Genomic DNA, 20,252 nt, shown 5'->3' on the forward strand with positions numbered 1-20,252 from the left:
GAGATGTCGTGAGCAACGAAAGCCTGGCCAACCTCTTGAAGGAGGAGCGTCGGTTCGCTCCTCCTGCCGAGCTGGCTGCCGCCGCCAACGTGACGGCGGAGGCGTACGAGCGGGCCAAGGCGGACAGGCTGGGCTTCTGGGCCGAGCAGGCCCGGCGCCTGACCTGGTCCACCGAGCCGACCGAGACGCTGGACTGGTCGAACCCGCCGTTCGCGAAGTGGTTCGCCGACGGGCAGCTCAACGTGGCGTACAACTGCGTGGACCGCCACGTCGAGGCCGGGAACGGCGACCGGGTCGCCATCCACTTCGAGGGCGAGCCCGGCGACAGCCGCGCGATCACCTACGCGGAGCTGAAGGACGAGGTCTCCAAGGCCGCCAACGCCCTTACGGAGCTGGGTGTACGCGCCGGTGACCGGGTCGCGGTGTACATGCCGATGATCCCCGAGGCGGCCGTCGCGATGCTGGCCTGCGCCCGTATCGGCGCCGCGCACTCGGTGGTGTTCGGCGGGTTCTCGGCGGACGCCGTCGCCTCCCGTATCCAGGACGCCGACGCGAAGCTGGTCATCACGGCGGACGGCGGGTACCGGCGCGGCAAGCCGTCCGCGCTGAAGCCCGCGATCGACGAGGCCGTGGCCAAGTGCCCGCAGGTCGAGCACGTGCTGGTGGTGCGGCGCACCGGTCAGGAGACCGCGTTCACCGAGGGCCGGGACGTCTGGTGGGACGACATCGTCGGCCGTCAGTCGGCCGAGCACACCCCGCAGGCGTTCGACGCCGAGCACCCGCTGTTCATCCTGTACACCTCGGGGACGACGGGTAAGCCGAAGGGCATCCTGCACACCTCCGGCGGCTACCTCACCCAGGCCGCGTACACGCACCACGCGGTCTTCGACCTCAAGCCCGAGACCGATGTCTACTGGTGCACCGCCGACATCGGCTGGGTGACCGGTCACTCGTACATCGTGTACGGGCCGCTGGCCAACGGCGCCACCCAGGTCATGTACGAGGGCACGCCGGACACCCCGCACCAGGGGCGGTTCTGGGAGATCGTCCAGAAGTACGGGGTGACGATCCTCTACACGGCGCCCACGGCGATCCGTACGTTCATGAAGTGGGGCGACGACATCCCCGCGAAGTTCGACCTCTCCTCGCTGCGGGTGCTGGGGTCGGTGGGCGAGCCCATCAACCCCGAGGCGTGGATCTGGTACCGCAAGCACATCGGGGCGGACAAGTGCCCGATCGTGGACACGTGGTGGCAGACGGAGACCGGCGCGATGATGATCTCGCCGCTGCCGGGCGTGACGGAGACCAAGCCCGGGTCCGCGCAGCGGGCACTGCCCGGCATCTCGGCGACCGTCGTGGACGACGAGGCGCACGAGGTGCCGAACGGGGGCGGGGGTTACCTCGTGCTCACCGAGCCGTGGCCGTCGATGCTGCGCACGATCTGGGGCGACGACCAGCGGTTCATCGACACGTACTGGTCGCGGTTCGAGGGCAAGTACTTCGCCGGTGACGGGGCGAAGAAGGACGAGGACGGGGACATCTGGCTCCTCGGCCGCGTCGACGACGTGATGCTCGTGTCCGGGCACAACATTTCGACGACCGAGGTCGAGTCGGCGCTGGTGTCGCACCCGTCGGTGGCCGAGGCGGCGGTGGTCGGCGCGGCCGACGAGACGACCGGTCAGGCGATCGTGGCGTTCGTGATCCTGCGGGGGTCGGCGGCGGAGTCGGACGGGCTGGTGGAGGAGCTGCGGGCGCACGTGGGCGCGACGCTGGGGCCGATCGCCAAGCCGAAGCGGGTGCTGCCGGTGGCGGAGCTGCCGAAGACTCGGTCGGGGAAGATTATGCGGCGGCTGCTGCGGGATGTCGCTGAGAACCGGGAGCTGGGGGATGTCACCACGCTGACGGACTCGTCGGTGATGGATCTGATTCAGACGAAGTTGCCGAGCACTTCCAGCGAGGACTGAGCCGGGGGGCTGGGGGCCTGGCTGCGGGTTGTACGTGGCTGGGCCTCGGGCTGTTTCCCCCACCCCGCCCCTTCCCTGATCCCTCCGGGGGTGGGGTGGGTTGGGGTGGGGGCTCTCCCAGGGGCTTCGCCCCCGGGCCCCCGTTGCGGGGCCTGCGGCCCCTGCACCCCGCTCGGGGCTCCGCCCCGGACCCCGCCGGAGGGCATGGGGTGGGTGGGCAAGCCCGTTCGTCTGCGGACCGTCGTGGCTGGTCGCGCAGTTCCCCGCGCCCCTTAAATGCGCCCCTGCGGGGCGCCCCTTTAGGGGGGCGGGGAACTGCGCGAGCAACCCGCCACCCACCCGCAGGCGAACCCGCGCCCCCCGCCCTACTTGCGCATAAAGTAACAATCGCCGGAATCCTCCCACCGTACCCAGGTAAAGACTTAGGTAAAGTAAAGATCGAGGGACCTAGGTGCGCCGGGAAGTCTGGTCGGCAACGTGCTTTGTCATGCCCGCCGAACCGACCGGAGGTCGTCCCCCGTGGCCGCGCCCGTAACCCCGAAGGACCGCCGGAAGTTTCTCGAGCGGCTCTCCCTGCCCGAGCGGAACTTCGTCGCGGATGCGCTGCGCGCCGAGACCGTCGGCGGTGTGCTGCTGCTCGTGGCCGCGATCGTGGCTCTGATCTGGGCCAACACCCTTGGTGACAGTTACGCCGATGTGCGTGGGTTTCATGTCGGCGTCGAGGCCCTCGGGCTCGATCTCTCGCTTCAGCACTGGGCCGCCGACGGGCTCCTCGCCGTCTTCTTCTTCGTCGCCGGGATCGAGCTCAAGCGCGAGCTCGTGGCCGGTGAGCTGCGCGATCCCAAGGCCGCCGCGCTGCCGGTGATCGCCGCGATCTGCGGAATGGCCGTGCCCGCGCTCGTATACGCGCTGGTCAACACCGTGGGCGGCGGCGCGATGGACGGATGGGCCGTGCCGACGGCCACCGACATCGCCTTCGCGCTGGCCGTGCTCGCGGTCATCGGGACCTCGCTGCCGTCCGCCCTGCGCGCGTTCCTGCTGACGCTCGCCGTCGTGGACGACCTGTTCGCCATCCTCATCATCGCCGTGTTCTTCACCAAGGAGATCGACTTCGCCGCCCTCGGCGGCTCCGTCGTCGGTCTCGCGGTCTTCTGGCTGCTGCTACGCAAGGGCGTGCGCGGCTGGTACGTGTACGTACCGCTCGCGCTGGTCATCTGGGGCCTGATGTACAACAGCGGCGTCCACGCCACGATCGCGGGCGTCGCCATGGGCCTGATGCTGCGCTGCAGCCGCCGGGAGGGCGAGGAGCACTCCCCCGGCGAGCACATCGAGCACCTGGTGCGGCCGCTCTCCGCCGGGCTCGCCGTGCCGCTCTTCGCGCTGATGTCGGCGGGCGTGGGCGTCAGCGGCGGGGCACTCGCCGATGTGTTCACGCGGCCGGAGACGCTCGGCGTGGTGCTCGGTCTCGTCGTCGGCAAGGCGGTCGGGATCTTCGGCGGCACCTGGTGCGCGGCCCGGTTCACCAGGGCGGAGCTCAACGACGACCTGGCCTGGCCGGACGTCTTCGCCGTCGCCGCGCTCGCCGGGATCGGCTTCACCGTCTCGCTGCTCATCGGCGAGCTGGCCTTCGACGGCGAGGGCGCGCTGGCGGACGAGATCAAGGCGGCCGTGCTGATGGGCTCGCTGATCGCCGCCGTGTGTGCCACCGTCCTGCTGAAGCTGCGCGTACGCCGGTACCAGGCGCTCGTCGAGGAGGAGGAGCGCGACGAGGACCACGACGGCATCCCGGATGTGTACGAACAGCACAATCCGGCCTACCACCTGCGGATGGCCGCCATCTACGACGAGAAGGCCGCCGAGCACCGCCGCCTCGCGCAACTGGCGGGGGCGGGGAGCGACGAGGGCGGCCGTCCGGCATGATCTGACATCTGGGCCGGAGAAGGACATCTGGGCCGGGAGATGACGGGACCGGAGAAGAGAAGAGGGAGTCAGCGAATGAGCGACCCCAGCAACACCGCCGTCGGCGGCGCCGACCGCAGCCTCGGCCAGCTGGTCGCCTCGGCGACCGCCGAGATGTCCGCGCTGGTGCACGACGAGATCGCGCTCGCCAAGGCGGAGCTGCGCCAGGACGTCAAGCGCGGCGCGATCGGTGGCATCGCCATCAGTACCGCGGGAGTGCTCGTCCTGTTCTCGCTGCCGGTGCTGAGCTTCGCGGCGGCGTACGGGATCCACAACCTGGGGCTGGGCCTCGCGTGGTCGTTCCTGATCGTGGGCGGAGCGTTCCTGCTGCTCGCGGCCCTGCTCGGGGTGCTGGCCGTGGCCAAGTTCAAGAAGGTCAAGCCGCCGGAGAAGTCCATCGCCTCGGCCAAGCAGACCGCCGCCGTGCTCGGGGGCGTCAAGCCGCATCCCCGCCCGGTCACCGAGCAGGCCCCGGCTGTGGCACGCTCGTCTGCATGACCGCACCTGATACCGGTACCGGCGCCACGGGCAGCCCTGGCGGCAATGGCAGCCCTGTCCGCATCGATGGTCCCTGGACACACAGGGACGTAGCGGCCAATGGTGCGCGCTTCCACATCGCGGAGCTGGGTGACGGTCCCCTGGTGTTGTTGCTCCACGGCTTTCCGCAGTTCTGGTGGACGTGGCGGCACCAGCTGACCGCGCTCGCCGACGCCGGTTTCCGGGCGGTCGCGATGGACCTGCGGGGCGTCGGCGGCAGCGACCGCACGCCCCGGGGCTACGACCCGGCCAACCTCGCGCTGGACATCACCGGCGTCGTACGGTCGCTCGGCGAGCCCGACGCGGCGCTGGTCGGCCATGACCTGGGCGGCTATCTGGCGTGGACGGCGGCCGTCATGCGGCCCAAGCTGGTGCGCCGGCTGGTCGTGTCGTCGATGCCGCACCCCCGGCGCTGGCGCTCGGCGATGCTCTCCGACCTCTCGCAGTCGCGGGCCGGTTCCTACATCTGGGGCTTCCAACGGCCGTGGCTGCCGGAGCGTCAGCTCGTCGCGGACGACGCAGCGCTGGTGGGGCGGCTGGTGCGGGAGTGGTCCGGTCCGGTGGCGCCGGAGGACGAGGCCGTGGAGGTCTACCGGCGGGCGATGACCATCCCCTCGACCGCGCACTGCTCGATCGAGCCGTACCGCTGGATGGTGCGGTCGATGGCACGGCCGGACGGCATCCAGTTCAACCGCCGGATGAAGCGGCCGGTACGGGTACCGACCCTGCATCTGCACGGGTCGCTCGACCCGGTGATGCGCACCCGCAGTGCCGCGGGCTCCGGTGAGTACGTCGAAGCGCCCTACCGCTGGCGGCTGTTCGACGGCTTGGGCCACTTCCCGCACGAGGAGGACCCGGCCGCGTTCTCGGCGGAGCTGGTCAACTGGCTGAAGGACCCCGAGCCGGATAGGTGAAACCCCCTCGCGGCTGGGGGTCCGGGGGTTATCCCCCGGGAAGACACAGCCCGCACGAGGAGGACCCGGCCGCGTTCTCGGCGGAGCTGGTCAACTGGCTGAAGGACCCCGAGCCCGACCGGTAGGTCCGGCCGCGGGTCCCGCCCGTGCTCCCGCGGCTCTGTCCGGCAAGCGGACGGGAACGCTTGTCTGACGAACAGCCAAATGCCCGGCGCATAGGCCAATTGGCCGCCCGAGACGCGGTTACCGACCTTGGGGCCCGGGCAGACGTCGGGGTATGGGCTGGACGCACGACTACGGTGACGCAGCACGCAACCGCCGCTCGGCCACCGCGCCGATTTCGCACGAGAGGGGCGGCCCGCAAGGTCAGGGCCATGATCCCCAACTCGGTATTCCGCGTATCCTCCGCCGCCGGGCCCGCTGGGTCTCGGCGCGGCTGCGCCATTCGCGTACGTAGTACGGACCGCGCGTGGACCACGTACGTACGCGATTACGGGCGCAGATACGCGAGGCCCGGGTGGGCGTCCCGGTAGCCGTCCAGGAGCCGTCGGGCGACCTGGACCGAGTCGACCAGCGGATGCAGGGCGAAGGCCTTCACCGCCGCCCGCGCCGAGCCGGCCTCGGCGGCCTCCAGGACGCACCGCTCGACCGCCTTCACCGCGCTGACCAGGCCCGCCTCGTGGCCGGTCAGCTGGGTCACGGGCACCGGGCGCGGGCCTGACGCGTCCACGCGGCACGGGATCTCGACGACCGCCTCGGCGTCGAGGGCGTGCAGCGAGGAGCCGTTGCGCACGTTGAGGATGAGCGTCGCCGGTTCGTCGCGCGCGATGGCCCGCATGAGCGCCAGGGCGACGTTCTCGTACCCGCCCGACTCCAGGTCGTCGGCGGCGCGCTCGCCCGCGCCCGAGACCTCCCGGTTCTCGGACATGTACGTGGCCTCGCGCTCGGCGCGGGTGCGGTCCCAGGCGTCCCACGCCTGCTCGCCGTCCGCCACGGTCGCGTAGAAGCGCGCCTGCTGGTCCAGGAGGAAGGCACCGCGGGTGAGTTCGGCCTGCCGGTACGCGGCGACGGCCTCGCGGTTGAAGTAGTAGTAGTGCAGGTACTCGTTGGGCACCGAGCCCAGCGAGCGCAGCCAGTCGGCGCCGAAGAGCTTGCCCTCCTCGAACGAGGTCAGCAGCGCGTCGTCCGCGAACAGGCGCGGCAGCACGTCCTGCTCGCCCTCGTAGAGGCCGTGCAGCCAGCCCAGGTGGTTCAGACCCGCGTAGTCCAGCCGTACGGCGTCGGGGTCGGCGCCGACCGTACGGGCCACGCGGCGGGCCAGGCCGACCGGCGAGTCGCAGATGCCGATCACCCGTTCGCCCAGGTGGCGGGCCATGGCCTCGGTGACGAGACCGGCCGGGTTGGTGAAGTTGATGACCCAGGCGCCGGGGGCGACCGCCTTGATCCGGCGGGCGATCGCGTCCGCCACGGGCACGGTCCGCAGTCCGTACGCCACGCCGCCCGCGCCGACCGTCTCCTGGCCCAGGACGCCCTCGGCGAGCGCGATCCGCTCGTCGGCCGCCCGGCCCGCCAGGCCCCCGACGCGGATCGCGGAAAAGACGAAGTCGGCGCCGCGCAGGGCCTCGTCGAGGTCGGTGGTGGCCCGCACTGCGGGCGCGTCCGCGCTGTCGCGGGCCTGGTCGGCGAGGACCTTGGCAATGGCCGCGAGCCGGGCCGCGTCCACGTCGTACAGCGTGACCTCAGTGACCCGGCCGGGGGCGTGGTCGCGCAGCAAGGCACCGTACACGAGCGGCACGCGGAAACCGCCGCCGCCGAGGATCGTCAGTCGCATTCCGGCCTCTTCCGGGAGTCGGGGGTCAGCGGGGCGGGCCCGCGGTCACAGGGCGCACTGCTGGCTGTCGACCTGCTGGTTGGCGGTGCGGCCCAGTTCGATGTCCTCGCGGATCTCGCCGGCCGTCAGCGCGTACCCGGTGTTGGGGTCGTCGAGGGACTTGGCGAAGACCACTCCGTAGACCTTGCCGTCGGGGGTGAGGAGGGGGCCGCCGGAGTTGCCCGGGCGGACCGTGGTGAACAGCGAGTAGACCTCGCGGGTGACCGTGCCGCGGTGGTAGATGTCCGGGCCCGGCGGGGTGATCCGGCCGCGGACGCGCGCGGCGCGCACGTCGTACGGCTGGTCCTCGGGGAAGCCCGCGACGATCGCGCCGCTGCCGCTGTGCGCCGCCTGGGAGGAGAAGCGCAGCACCGGGGCCTTCAGGTCGGGCACGTCCAGGACCGCGATGTCGCGGCGCCAGTCGTAGACCACCACCGTCGCGTCGTACGTCCGCCCCTGGCCGCCTATCTGGATCTTCGGGTCCGTCACACCGCCCACTACGTGGGCGTTGGTCATCACACGGCGCTCGGCGAAGACGAAGCCGGTGCCCTCCAGGCGCTTGCCGCAGCTCGGCGCGGTGCCGGTGACCTTGACGATCGAGCGCTTGGCCTGGGCCGCCACGGGGCTGGTCGCCAGCGCCTGGTCGGGCGGCGGGACCTTGGTGATCGACTCGTTGGTGAACGGGGCGAAGACCTGCGGCAGCCCGTTCTGCGCCAGCATGGAGGAGAAGTCCGAGAACCAGGTGTACGCCTGCTTGGGCATCGCCTTGTCGACGCCGCGCAGGATCTGGGAGTCGTTGACCGCCCGTCCCAGCGCGTTCCCCCTGCTCGACGACTGGGGGTCGGCCAGCGGGGAGAGCGCGGTGCCGATCAGCCAGGCGACCAGGAGCATCGCCACGACGTTGACCAGTGCGCCGCCCGTGGCGTCCAGGGCACGCGCGGGCGACCAGGTGATGTGCTGGCGCAGTTTGTTGCCCAGGTGCGTGGTGAAGGCCTGGCCGACGGAGGCGCAGACGATCACGACCACGACCGCGACGATCGCGGCGGTGGTCGACACGTCACGCTTGTCGGTCAGCTGGTCCCAGATGACCGGGAGCAGATACACGGCGATGAGACCGCCGCCGAGGAAGCCGATCACCGACAGGATGCCCACGACGAAGCCCTGGCGGTAGCCGACGATCGCGAACCACACGGCGGCGACCAGCAACAGGATGTCCAGCACGTTCACGGGCCCACCCTGTCACGCGTGCCAGTCGAGCGGGACCCGCCTGGTGCGATCCCAGGGGCGCTCCCAGCCCGCGAAGTGCAGCAACCGGTCGATCACCCCGGCCGTGAAGCCCCAGACGAGGGCGGATTCGACCAGAAAGGCCGGTCCTGCGTGGCCCCTCGGGTGCACGGCGGTGGCCCGGTTGGCCGGGTCCGTGAGATCCGCCACGGGGACGGTGAAGACCCGGGCGGTCTCCCCCGCGTCCACCGCGCGCACCGCCGTCGGCTCGCGCCACCAGCCCAGGACAGGGGTCACCACGAAACCGCTCACCGGGATGTAGAGCCGGGGCAGCACGCCGAAGATCTGTACCCCTTCGGGGTCCAGGCCGGTCTCCTCCTCGGCCTCGCGCAGGGCGGCGCGCAGCGGGCCTGTGGTCTGCGGGTCGCCGTCCTCGGGGTCGAGGGCGCCGCCCGGGAAGGAGGGCTGGCCGCCGTGCGAGCGCAGCTGGCTGGCGCGCTCCATGAGCAGCAGCTCGGGCCCGGCCGGGCCGTCGCCGAAGAGGATCAGCACCGCGGACTGGCGCCCGGCACCGCTCTCGGGCGGCAGGAAGCGGCTGAGCTGGAGGGGCTCGATCCGGTCGGCCGCGCGCGCGACGGGGTCGAGCCACTCGGGCAGGCCGTCACGGCTCACGGCGGGGCCGTGGAGGCCCTGGGGGCCGCCGCCGGGGCCCCGGTGCCCGTCGGGCACGGCGGCGCCGCCCGCACCGCTCCCGTACCTCTCGTACGTCCTGCTGGTGTCACTCGTCTTGCTGGTGTCACTCGCGTGCGTCATAGGCACCCCCGTCGTCCACCGGTCACAACGTCCGGGACGGTCGCGTTCGTTCCGTCCGGTCATCCGCGATCCGTCATCCGGCCGCCAGCGGCGGGGCCGGGAGCCCCGGGTAGTCCGGGGGCGGGGAGAGCCGCTGGCCGGGGAAGCCGCCCTTCTCGTACTTCAGGAGCTTCTTGGCCTTGTCCGGGTCCGTCTCGCCCTCCCCGTACGCCGGGCAGAGCGGGGCGATGGGGCAGGCGCCGCAGGCGGGCTTGCGGGCGTGGCAGATGCGGCGGCCGTGGAAGACGACGCGGTGCGAGAGCATCGTCCACTCGCTCTTGGGGAAGATCTCGGCGACGACGGCCTCGACCTTGACCGGGTCCTCCTCGTCCGTCCACTTCCAGCGGCGGACCAGCCGGCCGAAGTGCGTGTCGACGGTGATGCCGGGGACGCCGAAGGCGTTGCCCAGCACCACGTTCGCCGTCTTGCGGCCGACTCCGGGGAGCTTCACCAGGTCCTCGAGGCGGCCCGGGACGTTGCCCCCGAAGTCGTCGCGGAGGGCGGCGGCGAGCCCCATGATCGACTTGGTCTTGGCGCGGAAGAACCCGGTCGGCCGGATCAGCTGCTCAACCGCCTCCGGGTCGGCCGCGGCCAGGTCCTCGGGGGTCGGATACGCGGCGAACAGCGCGGGCGTGGTCTGGTTGACCCGCAGGTCGGTCGTCTGCGCGGACAGGACGGTCGCGACCAGCAGCTCGAAGGGGTTGCGGAAGTCGAGCTCCGGGTGGGCGTACGGATACACGTCCGCCAGCTCGCGGTTGATCCGGCGGGCGCGGCGGACCATGGAGAGGTGGGACTCGGGCTTGGCGGGCTTGGTGGGCCGGGCGGGGATGGTCTTCGCGGCCTTGGCGACCTTGGCGCTTTGCGCGGTCTTCGCGGGCTTGGCCGGGGCCTGCTTGGCGGGAGCCTTCTTTGCCGCGGTCTCCTTGGCGGCCTTCGCGGGCACTGCCTTCTTTGCTGCGGCCTTCTTCGCCACGGTCTTCTTCACCGCCTTCTTGGGCGTGCCCGGGGTGGCCGACGCGCCCGGGGAGGGCGCGGGCGCCGACGCGGCCCGATTGGCCGATTCTGACTCTTTTGTGGCTTTTTTCAGATTAGCTGCGGGCTGTTCGCCCACAGCGGAATCGCTGCCTGCGGACACTCTTGTGGCCGCCCTGGCCTGCGCTCTCACCGGCGAATTGGACACCCGGCCAGCCTAAAGCCACGCACTGACATCCGCCCCGGCCACAGCGAATCACCACCCCAATCGGCCCCCTGCCGCACAGTCCGGCGCTCCGGTGCGTCATCCTTGTGATTACCCGTGTGATTGATCGCACTGTTTACCCCGTCCGGCAAAATGGGCAGCACGGTCCCCTGTACCGGTCGACAAGGAGAGAACTCGTGGACGACGTTCTGCGGCGCGCCCCGCTCTTCGCGGCGCTCGATGATGAGCAGGCCGCGGAGCTCCGCGCCTCGATGAGTGAGGTGACGCTCGCCCGCGGCGACGCCCTCTTCCACGAGGGCGACCCCGGCGACCGCCTCTACGTGGTCACCGAAGGCAAGGTCAAGCTCCACCGCACTTCCCCCGACGGCCGCGAGAACATGCTGGCGGTCCTCGGCCCCGGCGAGCTCATCGGCGAGCTGTCCCTCTTCGACCCGGGCCCGCGCACCGCCACCGCGACCGCGCTCACCGAGGTCAAGCTGCTGGGCCTGGGCCACGGCGACCTTCAGCCCTGGCTGAACGCGCGGCCCGAGGTGGCCACCGCCCTGCTGCGCGCCGTCGCCCGCCGACTGCGCAAGACCAACGACCAGATGTCCGACCTGGTCTTCTCCGACGTCCCGGGCCGCGTCGCCCGCGCGCTCCTCGACCTGTCGCGCCGCTTCGGCGTGCAGTCGGAGGAGGGCATCCACGTCGTGCACGACCTGACGCAGGAAGAGCTGGCCCAGCTGGTCGGCGCCTCCCGCGAGACGGTGAACAAGGCCCTCGCCGACTTCGCCCAGCGCGGCTGGCTGCGCCTCGAAGCCCGTGCGGTGATCCTGCTCGACGTCGAGCGGCTCGCCAAGCGCTCGCGCTGATACGGCCGTTCACCTGCGCGTTCGTACGTGACGGGGCCCGTCTCCCTCGGGAGGCGGGCCCCGTTGTCAGTGGTCGGTCCTAGTCTGTGGATACGTGGCAGACACCACGCGGCTGCTTGACAAGTGCACCGTGGAAATAGGCGAGTTACGGGCGGGCGGGCGACCCGGCCGTACGACCTGGCGGCCCCGCCCCAGCAGCCCCTGCGGTCAGATCAACCCGTGCTCGCTCAGATACTCCAGCTGCGCGCGTACGGAGAGCTCGGCCGCCGGCCACAGCGAGCGGTCGACGTCCGCGTAGACGCGGCCCACCACGTCCGCCGCCGTGGTGAAGCCGTTCTCCACCGCCGTCTCCACCTGGGCCAGCCGGTGGGCGCGGTGGGCGAGGTAGAACTCGATGGCACCCTGCGCGTCGTCGAGGACCGGACCGTGCCCGGGCAGCACGGTGTGGACGCCGTCGTCGACCGCGAGCGAGCGCAGCCGCCGCAGTGAGTCGAGGTAGTCGCCGAGGCGGCCGTCGGGGTGCGCCACGACGGTGGTGCCGCGCCCGAGGACCGTGTCCCCCGTCAGCACGGCCCGGTCGGCGGGGAGATGGAAGCACAGGGAGTCGGCGGTGTGGCCGGGGGTGGGCACCACCCACATCTCCAGGCCGCCGGTGGTGATCACGTCGCCGGCGCCGAGCCCCTCGTCCCCGAGGCGCAACGCCGGGTCCAGCGCGCGTACATGCGTGCGCGTCAGCTCCGCGAAGCGGGCGGCGCCCTCGGCGTGGTCGGGGTGGCCGTGGGTGAGCAGAGTGAGGGCGACCCGCTTGCCCATCCGCTCGGCGGTGGCGACCACGTTCCGCAGGTGGGCGTCGTCGAGCGGTCCTGGGTCGACGACGACGGCGAGGTCGGAGTCGGGCTCGGCGACGATCCAGGTGTTGGTGCCGTCGAGGGTCATCGCGGAGGGGTTGGGCGCGAGGACGTTGACGGTACGGGTCGTGGCGGGGCCGGACAGCACCCCGCCGCGGGGCTGGCCGGGGAGGGCCGCGGCTTCGGTCACGCGGGGACACCTTCCATGGAGAGCGGGGGCGTGGTGGCGAAGGGGGTCACGAAGCACCCCCGCCGGAGCGGATGCGCTTGGTGAACTCGTCGTGCCCGGGCCAGCTCAGCACGATCTCACCGTCGTCGCCGAGACTCGCCTTCGCCAGTACGGGGGTGAGGTCGCGGGTCGCCGAGGCGGCGAGGACGTCGGCGGGGGCGGCGTACGGGAGGAGGGCGCGCAGGGTCGAGACGGTCGGGGGCATCATCAGGAGCTCGCCCCCGTCGTACCCGGCCGTGGCCTCGGCGGGCCGGATCCACACCGTCCGGTCGGCTTCGGTGGAGGCGTTGCGGGTGCGCTGGCCCTCGGGGAGCGCGGCGACGAAGAACCACGTGTCGTACCGCTTGGGCTCGAACTCCGGGGTGATCCAGCGGGCCCACGCGCCGAGCAGGTCCGAGCGCAGGACCAGGCCGCGGCGGTCGAGGAACTCGGCGAAGGAGAGGTCGCGGGTGACGAGGGCCTGGCGGTCGGCCTCCCAGTCGTCGCCGGTGGTGTCGCGTACGACGCTGTCGGCGTCGGGCCCGGCGAGGAGGACTCCGGCCTCCTCGTACGTCTCGCGGACAGCCGCGCAGACGATGGCCTGGGCGTCGTCCGCGCCCACGCCCAGGCGGGCCGCCCAGGTCTCCCGGCTGGGCCCGGCCCACCCGATCCGGCGGGCGTCGTCCCGGGGGTCCACGCCGCCGCCGGGGTAGGCGTAGGCGCCGCCGGCGAAGGCCATGGAGGCGCGGCGGCGCAGCATGTGCACGGCGAGCGGCCCGCTGCGGAGCAGCATGACGGTGGCGGCGCGGCGGGGCTGCACGGGGGTGAGTTCGCCGTGGGCTAGGGCGCGGATGCGGTCGGGCCATTCCGGCGGGTACCACTGACCATTGGGCATGGCCGGAGGCTATCCCCTGACGCGCGCGTGTTCGAGCCCCCACCTCTCCCCCGTGGCTGCGCCCCGGCCCCCTTGTTCACCTGCAGCCCGGTGGGGGCTGGTCGCGCAGTTCCCCGCGCCCCTGAGATGCGCCCCTCCGGGGCGCCCAGGGGGATGCCGCGCAGCCGCATTCTTAGGGGCGCGGGGAACTGCGCGACCAGTTGGGGACGGCCCGCAGACGAACGGGGTCCCAGGGGCGAAGCCCCCCTCCCGCCCCCGGAGGGTTTAGGGAAGGGGCGGGGTGGGGGCAACTCCGCCGGATCACGGCGCGCGCCCCTTTATGTCGGGCAAACACCCTTCTGCCGTCCTTCTCACCCCGTCCTCAGACGGCTCTCATCCAGCGCCGCGAAGGTAATGCACATGACCTTCCCCGAGGAGCAGCCGAAGCAGCCGCAGCCGTACCCGCAGGCGTCCGGGGCCTACCCCCCGCCGCCCCCGTACGAGCCGAGCCGACCCGTGCACGCCGGGCCCGGGACCACGATCTGGCCGTCGAACGGCAACGGGGCCGACGGGGGCACCCCCGGCGCACCCGGCACCGCACCCACCCCCCACCGCCGCGCCCGCCGCTCCGTCGGCCTCCTCGCCGCCGTCGCGCTCGCCGCGGCCGCCGTGGGCGGCGGGACCGCCACGCTCGTGGAGCGGTGGGCCGGGGGCGACAGCAGCGCCAGCGCGCCCGGCGTCCCGGGGACGAACGCCTCCAAGAGCACCAACGGGACCGTCACGGGCGTGGCCCAGGCCGTCTCGCCCAGCATCGTGGAGATCAGCGCGACCTCCACCTCCGGGCAGTCCACCGGATCCGGCGTGATCATCACCTCCAGCGGTGAGATCGTCACGAACAACCACGTGATCGCCGGGGCCGACCAGGTCAAGGTGCGGACCAGCGACGGCAAGACGTACACCTCGAGCGTCGTCGGCACCGACCCCGACAAGGACCTCGCGCTCATCAAGGTGAAGGGCGCCAGTGGGCTCAAGCCCGCCAGCCTCGGCAACTCCGACAACCTCAAGGTCGGCGACCAGGTCGTCGCCATCGGCTCCCCCGAGGGCCTGACCGGCACGGTCACCAGCGGCATCGTCTCCGCCCTCAACCGCGATGTCACGGTCGCGAAGGAGCAGGGCCAGGGGCAGGGCCAAGGACAGGACCAGCAGGGCGGCGGGCGCGGCGGCTGGCCGTTCGAGTTCGGCGGGCAGCAGTTCAACGGCGACACCGGCTCGTCGAAGACCACGTACAAGGCCATCCAGACGGACGCCTCGCTCAACCCGGGCAACTCCGGCGGCGCGCTGATCGACATGAACGGCAACATCATCGGCATCAACTCCGCGATGTACAGCCCCAGTTCCGCGAACCAGTCCTCCTCCTCGGCGGGCAGCGTCGGGCTCGGGTTCGCCATCCCGGTCAACACCGTCAAGGCCGACCTCGCCTCCCTCCGCTCCGGCAGCGGCGGCAACAGCGACAGCGGTGACGGCGGCAACAGCAGCAACAGCTGATCCTCACGGCAGGCACAGGCGCGGCATGCGACGCTGGACAGCGCCCGACCCGGACCAAGCCGCACCGCGCCGGACCACCGCCGGACCACACCCCGAGGAAGACCCGAGACCGATGAGCCCCGCACCCGCCGAGGACGACACCCAGCGCATCCTGATCGTCGACGACGAGCCCGCCGTGCGGGAGGCGCTCCAGCGCAGCCTCGCCTTCGAGGGGTACGGGACGGAGGTCGCCGTCGACGGTCTGGACGCGCTGGCCAAGGCGGAGGCGTACCGGCCCGATCTGATCGTCCTCGACATCCAGATGCCCCGGATGGACGGGCTCACCGCCGCCCGGCGACTGCGCGGGGCCGGGTCCACCACGCCCGTCCTGATGCTCACCGCGCGCGACACGGTCGGCGACCGCGTCACCGGGCTCGACGCGGGCGCGGACGACTACCTGGTCAAGCCGTTCGAGCTGGACGAGCTGTTCGCCCGGATCCGCGCGCTGCTGCGCCGCAGCTCGTACGCCGCGACGGCGGGCGGCGAGCAGCCCGACGAGAACGTCCTGACCTTCGGTGACCTGCGGATGGACCTGGCGACCCGGGAGGTGACGCGGGGCGAGCGGGTGGTGGAGCTGACGCGTACGGAGTTCACGCTCCTGGAGATGTTCCTGGCCCACCCCCGGCAGGTGCTGACCCGCGAGCAGATCCTCAAGGCGGTCTGGGGCTTCGACTTCGAGCCGTCGTCCAACTCCCTCGACGTGTACGTCATGTACCTGCGCCGCAAGACCGAGGCGGGCGGCGAGCCGCGCGTGGTGCACACGGTGCGGGGGGTGGGGTACGCCCTGCGTTCGGGCGGCGCGGAGTGAGAAGAGCGCTGCGGTGGTTCCGCGAGCTGCCGCTCCGATCCCGGCTCGCGCTGCTCGTCGCGACGGCCGTGACGGTGGCCGTGGCCGCGGTGGCCGCCGCGTGCTGGTTCATCACCCAGGGCGTGCTGACCAGCCAGCTCGACAACCGGCTGCGCAACCAGGCGGCGAGCTCGGCCAGCGAGGAGTACGCCAACGTCCTGTTCCGCACCTGCCGCAGCCCCAACCCCGAGCCGATCCGGCTGCCGGGCAACACCCCGCTGACCCAGGTGGTCTTCCCGGACGGCTCGGTGTGCGCCAACCCCAGGTCCGCCCAGCTCCAGGTGGAGCAATCCGACATCGCCGTCGCGAACCGGCTGCGCGACCACGCCCTGCACACCACGACGGACAGCGCCGGGGTCGAGCGCCGCGTCTACACCCAGTCGGCCCAGATCAGCGGCCTCGGGCCGCAGGGCCGCGTCGCCGTCTCCATCGCGGTGCCGATGTCCGACGTGACGACGCCGCTCAACAAGCTGGCGATCGTCCTGCTGGTCGTCTCCGGCATCGGCGTCATCGGCGCGGGCGCCGCCGGTCTCTGGGTCGCGCGTACAGGGCTGCGCCCCGTGGACCAGCTGACCGGCACCGTCGAGCACGTGGCCCGCACCGAGGACCTCACCGTGCGCATCCCGGTCGAGGGCGAGGACGAGATCGCCCGGCTCTCGCGGTCCTTCAACGCGATGACCGCCGCCCTCGCCTCCTCCCGCGACCGGCAGTCGCAGCTGATCGCGGACGCGGGGCACGAGCTGCGCACCCCGCTCACCTCGCTCCGTACGAACATCGAGCTGCTGGCCAGGAGCGAGGAGACCGGGCGGGCCATCCCGCCCGCCGACCGCAAGGCGCTGATGGCGTCGGTCAAGGCCCAGATGACCGAACTGGCCTCGCTGATCGGCGACCTGCAGGAGCTGTCCCGGCCGGACGCGGTCCGCGAGGGGCCCCTCGAGGTCGTCGCCTTCCACGACATCGCCAGGGTCGCGCTGGAGCGCGCCCGGCTGCGCGGGCCCGAGCTGGAGATCAGGGCGGAGCTGGCGCCCTGGTACGTACGGGCCGAGGCGGCGTCCCTGGAGCGGGCGATCGTCAACGTGCTGGACAACGCGGTGAAGTTCAGCCCGCCGCACGGCACGGTCGAGGTCGTCCTAGACCGGGGCACCCTGACCGTGCGCGACCAGGGCCCCGGCATCCCCGCCGATGAACTGCCGCACGTCTTCGAGCGGTTCTGGCGCTCGCCCTCGGCCCGCTCGCTGCCAGGCTCGGGGCTGGGCCTGTCGATCGTGGCCCGTACGGTCCAGCACGCGGGCGGCACGATCGCGCTCGGCCCGGCGCCGGACGGCGGCGGCACGGTCGCCACGATTCGCCTGCCGGGCGCCCCTACCCCGCCGCCGGGCGACGTGCCCGGAGCCTGAACAGCCGGAGGGGCGGCGGGCCGTCGGGCCCGCCGCCCCTCGTACAGCGGTAGAACTACCTGCGACCGGCGACTACTCGCCCGCCACCTTCCCCACCACCGTGATCCGGCCCCCGGCCGGCGGTGCGAGCGGGGTGGAGGCCGAGGAGTTCGCGGACAGGTACGCGTCGAAGACGTCCAGGTCCGAGGCACCGACCAGCTTGTTCTTGCCCTGGCCGAGCGCCGCGAAGCCGTCGCCGCCGCCCGCGAGGAACTCGTTCATGGCGACGCGGTAGGTCTTGGCCGGGTCGAGGGCGACACCGTTCAGCTTGACCGTGTCGACGAGGACGCGGTCCGCGCCCGCCTTGGTCATGTCGAGGGTGTAGCTGAAGCCCTTGGAGACCTGGAGGATCTTCGGGGAGGCCGCGTTGCCGCCGCTGACCTGCTGCTGGAGGCCCTGGATGATCTGGGCGCCGGTCAGGTCGACGACGTTCATCATGTTGGTGAACGGCTGGACGGTGAACGCCTCGCCGTAGGTGACGACCCCGTCGCCCTCGCTGCCGCTCGCCTTGTAGACGAGGTCGGAGCGGATGCCGCCCGGGTTCATGAAGGCGAGCTGGGCGCCGCCCTTGTCGGCCGGGGAGAGACCGGCGAGCTGCGCGTCCGCGATCAGGTCGCCGAGCGGCTTCTCGGGCGCCTCGGAGCCGCGGCCGTTGATGTCGGCGGAGATGTAGCCCTGCGGGCGGCCCGCGATCGGCGCGGCCAGCTTGTTCCAGCGGGCGATCAGGTCGGTGATGTCCTGCGCCTTGGCCTGGTCGCGGCGGACGATGTGGTTCACCGACTTCGGCGACTTCACGGCGGTCCGGACGATGTCCTTGGTCCGCTTGTCGTAGGTGAGCGTGGTCTCGGTGAAGAGCTTGCCGTAGGAGGCGGCCGAGGTGACCATGCGCGGGTTGCCCGCCGGGTCCGGGATGGTGCAGGCGTAGGCCTGGTGGGTGTGGCCGGTGACCAGTGCGTCCACCTTGGGCGTGATGCCCTTGGCGATGTCGACGATCGGGCCGGACAGACCGCTGCCGGGACCGGCCGAGTCGCAGTCGTAGTTGTACGCGTTCGTCGTGGGCATCCCGCCCTCGTGGATCAGGGCGACGATGGACTTCACGCCCTGCCGGTCGAGCTCCTTGGCGTACTTGTTGATCGTCTCGATCTCGTCGTGGAACTTCAGGCCCTTGACGCCGGAGGCGGTCACGACGTTCGGGGTGCCCTCCAGGGTCACGCCGATGAAGCCGATCTTGACGCCGTTCTTCTTCCAGACCGTGTACGGCTTGAGGATCGGCTTGCCGGTCTTCTCGCTGGTCACGTTGGCGGCCAGATACGGGAAGTCGGCTCCGCGGAACTTCTTGCCCTTCTCGTAGCAGCCCTCGACCGGGTGGCAGCCGCCGTTCTGCATCCGGGCCAGCTCGACCGCGCCCTCGTCGAACTCGTGGTTGCCCACGGCCGTCACATCGAGGTCGATCTTGTTGAGCGCCTCGATGGTCGGCTCGTCGTGGAAGAGGCCGGACAGCAGCGGGCTGGCGCCGATCATGTCGCCGCCGGCGGCGGTGATCGAGTACGGGTGGCCCTGGCGCGCGGTGCGCAGCGAGGACGCCAGGTACTCGACGCCGCCGGCCGGTATGGACTTCACGGTCCCGTCGGGCTGCTTCTCGTTCACGGCCCCGGCCGAGCCGGCCGGCGGCTCCAGGTTGCCGTGCAGGTCGTTGAAGGAGAGGAGCTGGACGTCCACCGTCCGCGAGGGCTTCGGGTGCCCGTGGCCGTGCCCCTTGTCGTGGGCGTCGGCCGCGGGCATCGCGGCGACGAGCGCGCCGAGCGTGGTGAGCCCGGCGGCGGCCGCCAGGACCCGGCGGCCCGCGCGGCCGCCCTGGTGCTTCCGGGGTGTCGCTGTCATCTCTCCCCTAAATGATTCAGCTGGTCGTGCAACGAGTCGTCGAGCGCCTCGTGAAGCGAGTCACGAAGCGTGGCGTGAAGCGTGTGGTGGTGCGTGGTCCGCGTGGCCGAAACCCGTGGGTAGGGCCGCCGCGAGCGGAAGCCTAGAGTCAACGCGCGTAGCGCGACAGGGGGGTGGGGTTACGGGATGGTTGCCGTTTGGCGGTACGTCAGCTTTTGCCCCCGGTCGCCGTACGCTCGTACACATGACGACTGACCCCGCCGTGCCCGGCCCCTCCGGACGTGAGATCCAGACCCTCGACGAGCTGACCCACCCCCAGGCCCAGGAGGTCCTCGCGCTGCTCGCCGAGGCCGCCCGGACGGACGGGCAGCAGGCCGTGTCCGAGCAGGGGCGGCTCCAGCTGCGGGGCGGCCGACGACCCGGAATCCGCCATTTCCTCCTCACGGTCACCACGGCCGAGGGCGCCGAACTGATCGGGTACGCGCAGCTGGAGGACACCGACCCCATCGAGGCGCCGGCCGCGGAGCTCGTCATCCACCCCGCCCACCGCGGCCGCGGCCACGGCCGGGCGCTCGGCTCGGCGCTGCTGGGCGCCTCCGGCAAGCGGCTGCGGGTGTGGGCGCACGGCGGGCACTCCGCCGCCCGCCACCTCGCCCAGGTCCTCGGCCTCACCCTGTTCCGCGAACTGCGCCAGATGCGGCGGCCGTTGAGCCCGCCGGACATCGCCGAGCCGGTGTACCCGCCGGGCGTGACCGTACGGACCTTCGTGCCCGGGGAGGACGACACGGAGTGGCTGGCCGTGAACGCGGCGGCGTTCGCCCACCACCCCGAGCAGGGCGCGCTCACCCAGCGCGACCTGGACGACCGCAAGGCGGAGCCCTGGTTCGACCCGAAGGGCTTCTTCCTCGCCGAGCGCGACGGCCGGATCGTGGGCTTCCACTGGACGAAGGTGCACGCCGCGGAGAGGATCGGGGAGGTGTACGTGGTGGGCATCCGCCCGGATGCCCAGGGCGGCGGCCTCGGCAAGGCGCTCACGGCGACGGGGCTGCGGCATCTGGCGGCCGAGGGGGTGCCGACCGCGATGTTGTACGTCGATGCCGACAACACGGCGGCAGTGACCGTGTACGAGCGGTTGGGGTTCGCTGTCCACGAGGTGGATCTGATGTACCGCACCGAGTCCTGAACGCCTGCGTGACGTGCGGGCC

General features: G+C 71.9%; 17 protein-coding genes. 10 read left to right on the forward strand and 7 right to left on the reverse strand.

Features of this window, described 5'->3' with window-relative positions; all coding sequences use genetic code 11:
• The first annotated feature begins 8 nt into the window (after positions 1-8).
• From acs to IE252_RS43445, 5 genes are all read left to right on the forward strand, one after another.
• A complete protein-coding gene (gene acs / locus IE252_RS30440) occupies positions 9-1,964 on the forward strand; it encodes an acetate--CoA ligase (RefSeq protein ID WP_190092631.1) in 1,956 nt (651 codons plus the stop codon).
• A gap of 519 nt (positions 1,965-2,483) precedes the next feature.
• Positions 2,484-3,884: a Na+/H+ antiporter NhaA gene (nhaA, locus tag IE252_RS30445; protein WP_190092632.1), complete on the forward strand. Its 1,401-nt coding sequence runs from the start codon at positions 2,484-2,486 to the stop codon at positions 3,882-3,884.
• A gap of 75 nt (positions 3,885-3,959) precedes the next feature.
• A complete protein-coding gene (locus IE252_RS30450) occupies positions 3,960-4,421 on the forward strand; it encodes a phage holin family protein (RefSeq protein WP_190092633.1) in 462 nt (153 codons plus the stop codon).
• Positions 4,418-5,374 carry an alpha/beta fold hydrolase gene (locus IE252_RS30455; RefSeq protein ID WP_190092634.1) on the forward strand — a complete coding sequence of 319 codons (957 nt, stop codon included), beginning with the start codon at positions 4,418-4,420 and terminating at the stop codon, positions 5,372-5,374. Before IE252_RS30450 ends, IE252_RS30455 begins: the two co-directional genes overlap by 4 nt.
• A gap of 277 nt (positions 5,375-5,651) precedes the next feature.
• A complete protein-coding gene (locus IE252_RS43445; protein ID WP_079126084.1) occupies positions 5,652-5,831 on the forward strand; it encodes a hypothetical protein in 180 nt (59 codons plus the stop codon).
• Between the two features lie 33 nt (positions 5,832-5,864).
• Here IE252_RS43445 and IE252_RS30460 read toward each other — a convergent pair whose 3' ends face one another.
• The 4 genes from IE252_RS30460 to nth all read right to left on the reverse strand — a co-directional run bounded on the left by IE252_RS30460 (position 5,865) and on the right by nth (position 10,149).
• On the reverse strand, positions 5,865-7,205 hold the full coding sequence (locus IE252_RS30460; RefSeq protein ID WP_190092635.1) for a 6-phospho-beta-glucosidase: 1,341 nt from the start codon (positions 7,203-7,205) through the stop codon (positions 5,865-5,867).
• A 45-nt stretch (positions 7,206-7,250) separates the two neighbouring features.
• A complete protein-coding gene (locus IE252_RS30465; protein WP_190092636.1) occupies positions 7,251-8,471 on the reverse strand; it encodes a MarP family serine protease in 1,221 nt (406 codons plus the stop codon).
• Between the two features lie 12 nt (positions 8,472-8,483).
• Complete coding sequence (locus IE252_RS30470) at positions 8,484-9,281, reverse strand: NUDIX hydrolase (protein ID WP_190092637.1); 798 nt, start codon at positions 9,279-9,281, stop codon at positions 8,484-8,486.
• A gap of 73 nt (positions 9,282-9,354) precedes the next feature.
• Positions 9,355-10,149 (reverse strand): endonuclease III, encoded by a 795-nt coding sequence (nth, locus tag IE252_RS30475; RefSeq protein WP_373298642.1) that lies wholly within the window; start codon positions 10,147-10,149, stop codon positions 9,355-9,357.
• Positions 10,150-10,694: 545 nt separating this feature from the next.
• On the opposite strand from nth, the gene IE252_RS30480 reads away from it, so the two are divergent.
• A complete protein-coding gene (locus IE252_RS30480; protein ID WP_017947815.1) occupies positions 10,695-11,369 on the forward strand; it encodes a Crp/Fnr family transcriptional regulator in 675 nt (224 codons plus the stop codon).
• Between the two features lie 207 nt (positions 11,370-11,576).
• Here the strand turns inward: IE252_RS30480 and IE252_RS30485 are convergent, their stop codons facing one another.
• Positions 11,577-12,407, reverse strand: a complete 831-nt coding sequence (locus IE252_RS30485; protein ID WP_101389349.1) for an MBL fold metallo-hydrolase — start codon at positions 12,405-12,407, stop codon at positions 11,577-11,579.
• A 46-nt stretch (positions 12,408-12,453) separates the two neighbouring features.
• Entirely contained in the window at positions 12,454-13,320 is an 867-nt protein-coding gene (locus tag IE252_RS30490) for an NUDIX hydrolase (RefSeq protein WP_190092639.1), read from the reverse strand.
• Positions 13,321-13,719: 399 nt separating this feature from the next.
• On the opposite strand from IE252_RS30490, the gene IE252_RS30495 reads away from it, so the two are divergent.
• The 3 genes from IE252_RS30495 to IE252_RS30505 all read left to right on the forward strand — a co-directional run bounded on the left by IE252_RS30495 (position 13,720) and on the right by IE252_RS30505 (position 17,127).
• Complete coding sequence (locus IE252_RS30495; protein WP_190092640.1) at positions 13,720-14,844, forward strand: S1C family serine protease; 1,125 nt, start codon at positions 13,720-13,722, stop codon at positions 14,842-14,844.
• 112 nt (positions 14,845-14,956) lie between these two features.
• The gene (locus tag IE252_RS30500; protein WP_101389346.1) at positions 14,957-15,691 is read left to right on the forward strand and encodes a response regulator transcription factor; all 735 of its coding nucleotides are present in this window, start codon (positions 14,957-14,959) and stop codon (positions 15,689-15,691) included.
• Positions 15,688-17,127: a HAMP domain-containing sensor histidine kinase gene (locus IE252_RS30505; protein ID WP_190092641.1), complete on the forward strand. Its 1,440-nt coding sequence runs from the start codon at positions 15,688-15,690 to the stop codon at positions 17,125-17,127. Before IE252_RS30500 ends, IE252_RS30505 begins: the two co-directional genes overlap by 4 nt.
• A 72-nt stretch (positions 17,128-17,199) precedes the next feature.
• Here IE252_RS30505 and IE252_RS30510 read toward each other — a convergent pair whose 3' ends face one another.
• Positions 17,200-19,047 (reverse strand): bifunctional metallophosphatase/5'-nucleotidase, encoded by a 1,848-nt coding sequence (locus IE252_RS30510; protein ID WP_190092642.1) that lies wholly within the window; start codon positions 19,045-19,047, stop codon positions 17,200-17,202.
• A 244-nt stretch (positions 19,048-19,291) separates the two neighbouring features.
• On the opposite strand from IE252_RS30510, the gene mshD reads away from it, so the two are divergent.
• Positions 19,292-20,230 (forward strand): mycothiol synthase, encoded by a 939-nt coding sequence (gene mshD / locus IE252_RS30515; protein WP_190092643.1) that lies wholly within the window; start codon positions 19,292-19,294, stop codon positions 20,228-20,230.
• Positions 20,231-20,252: the final 22 nt, after the last annotated feature.

The sequence above is a fragment of the Streptomyces melanogenes genome, assembly GCF_014649795.1.
Taxonomy (GTDB): domain Bacteria; phylum Actinomycetota; class Actinomycetes; order Streptomycetales; family Streptomycetaceae; genus Streptomyces; species Streptomyces noboritoensis.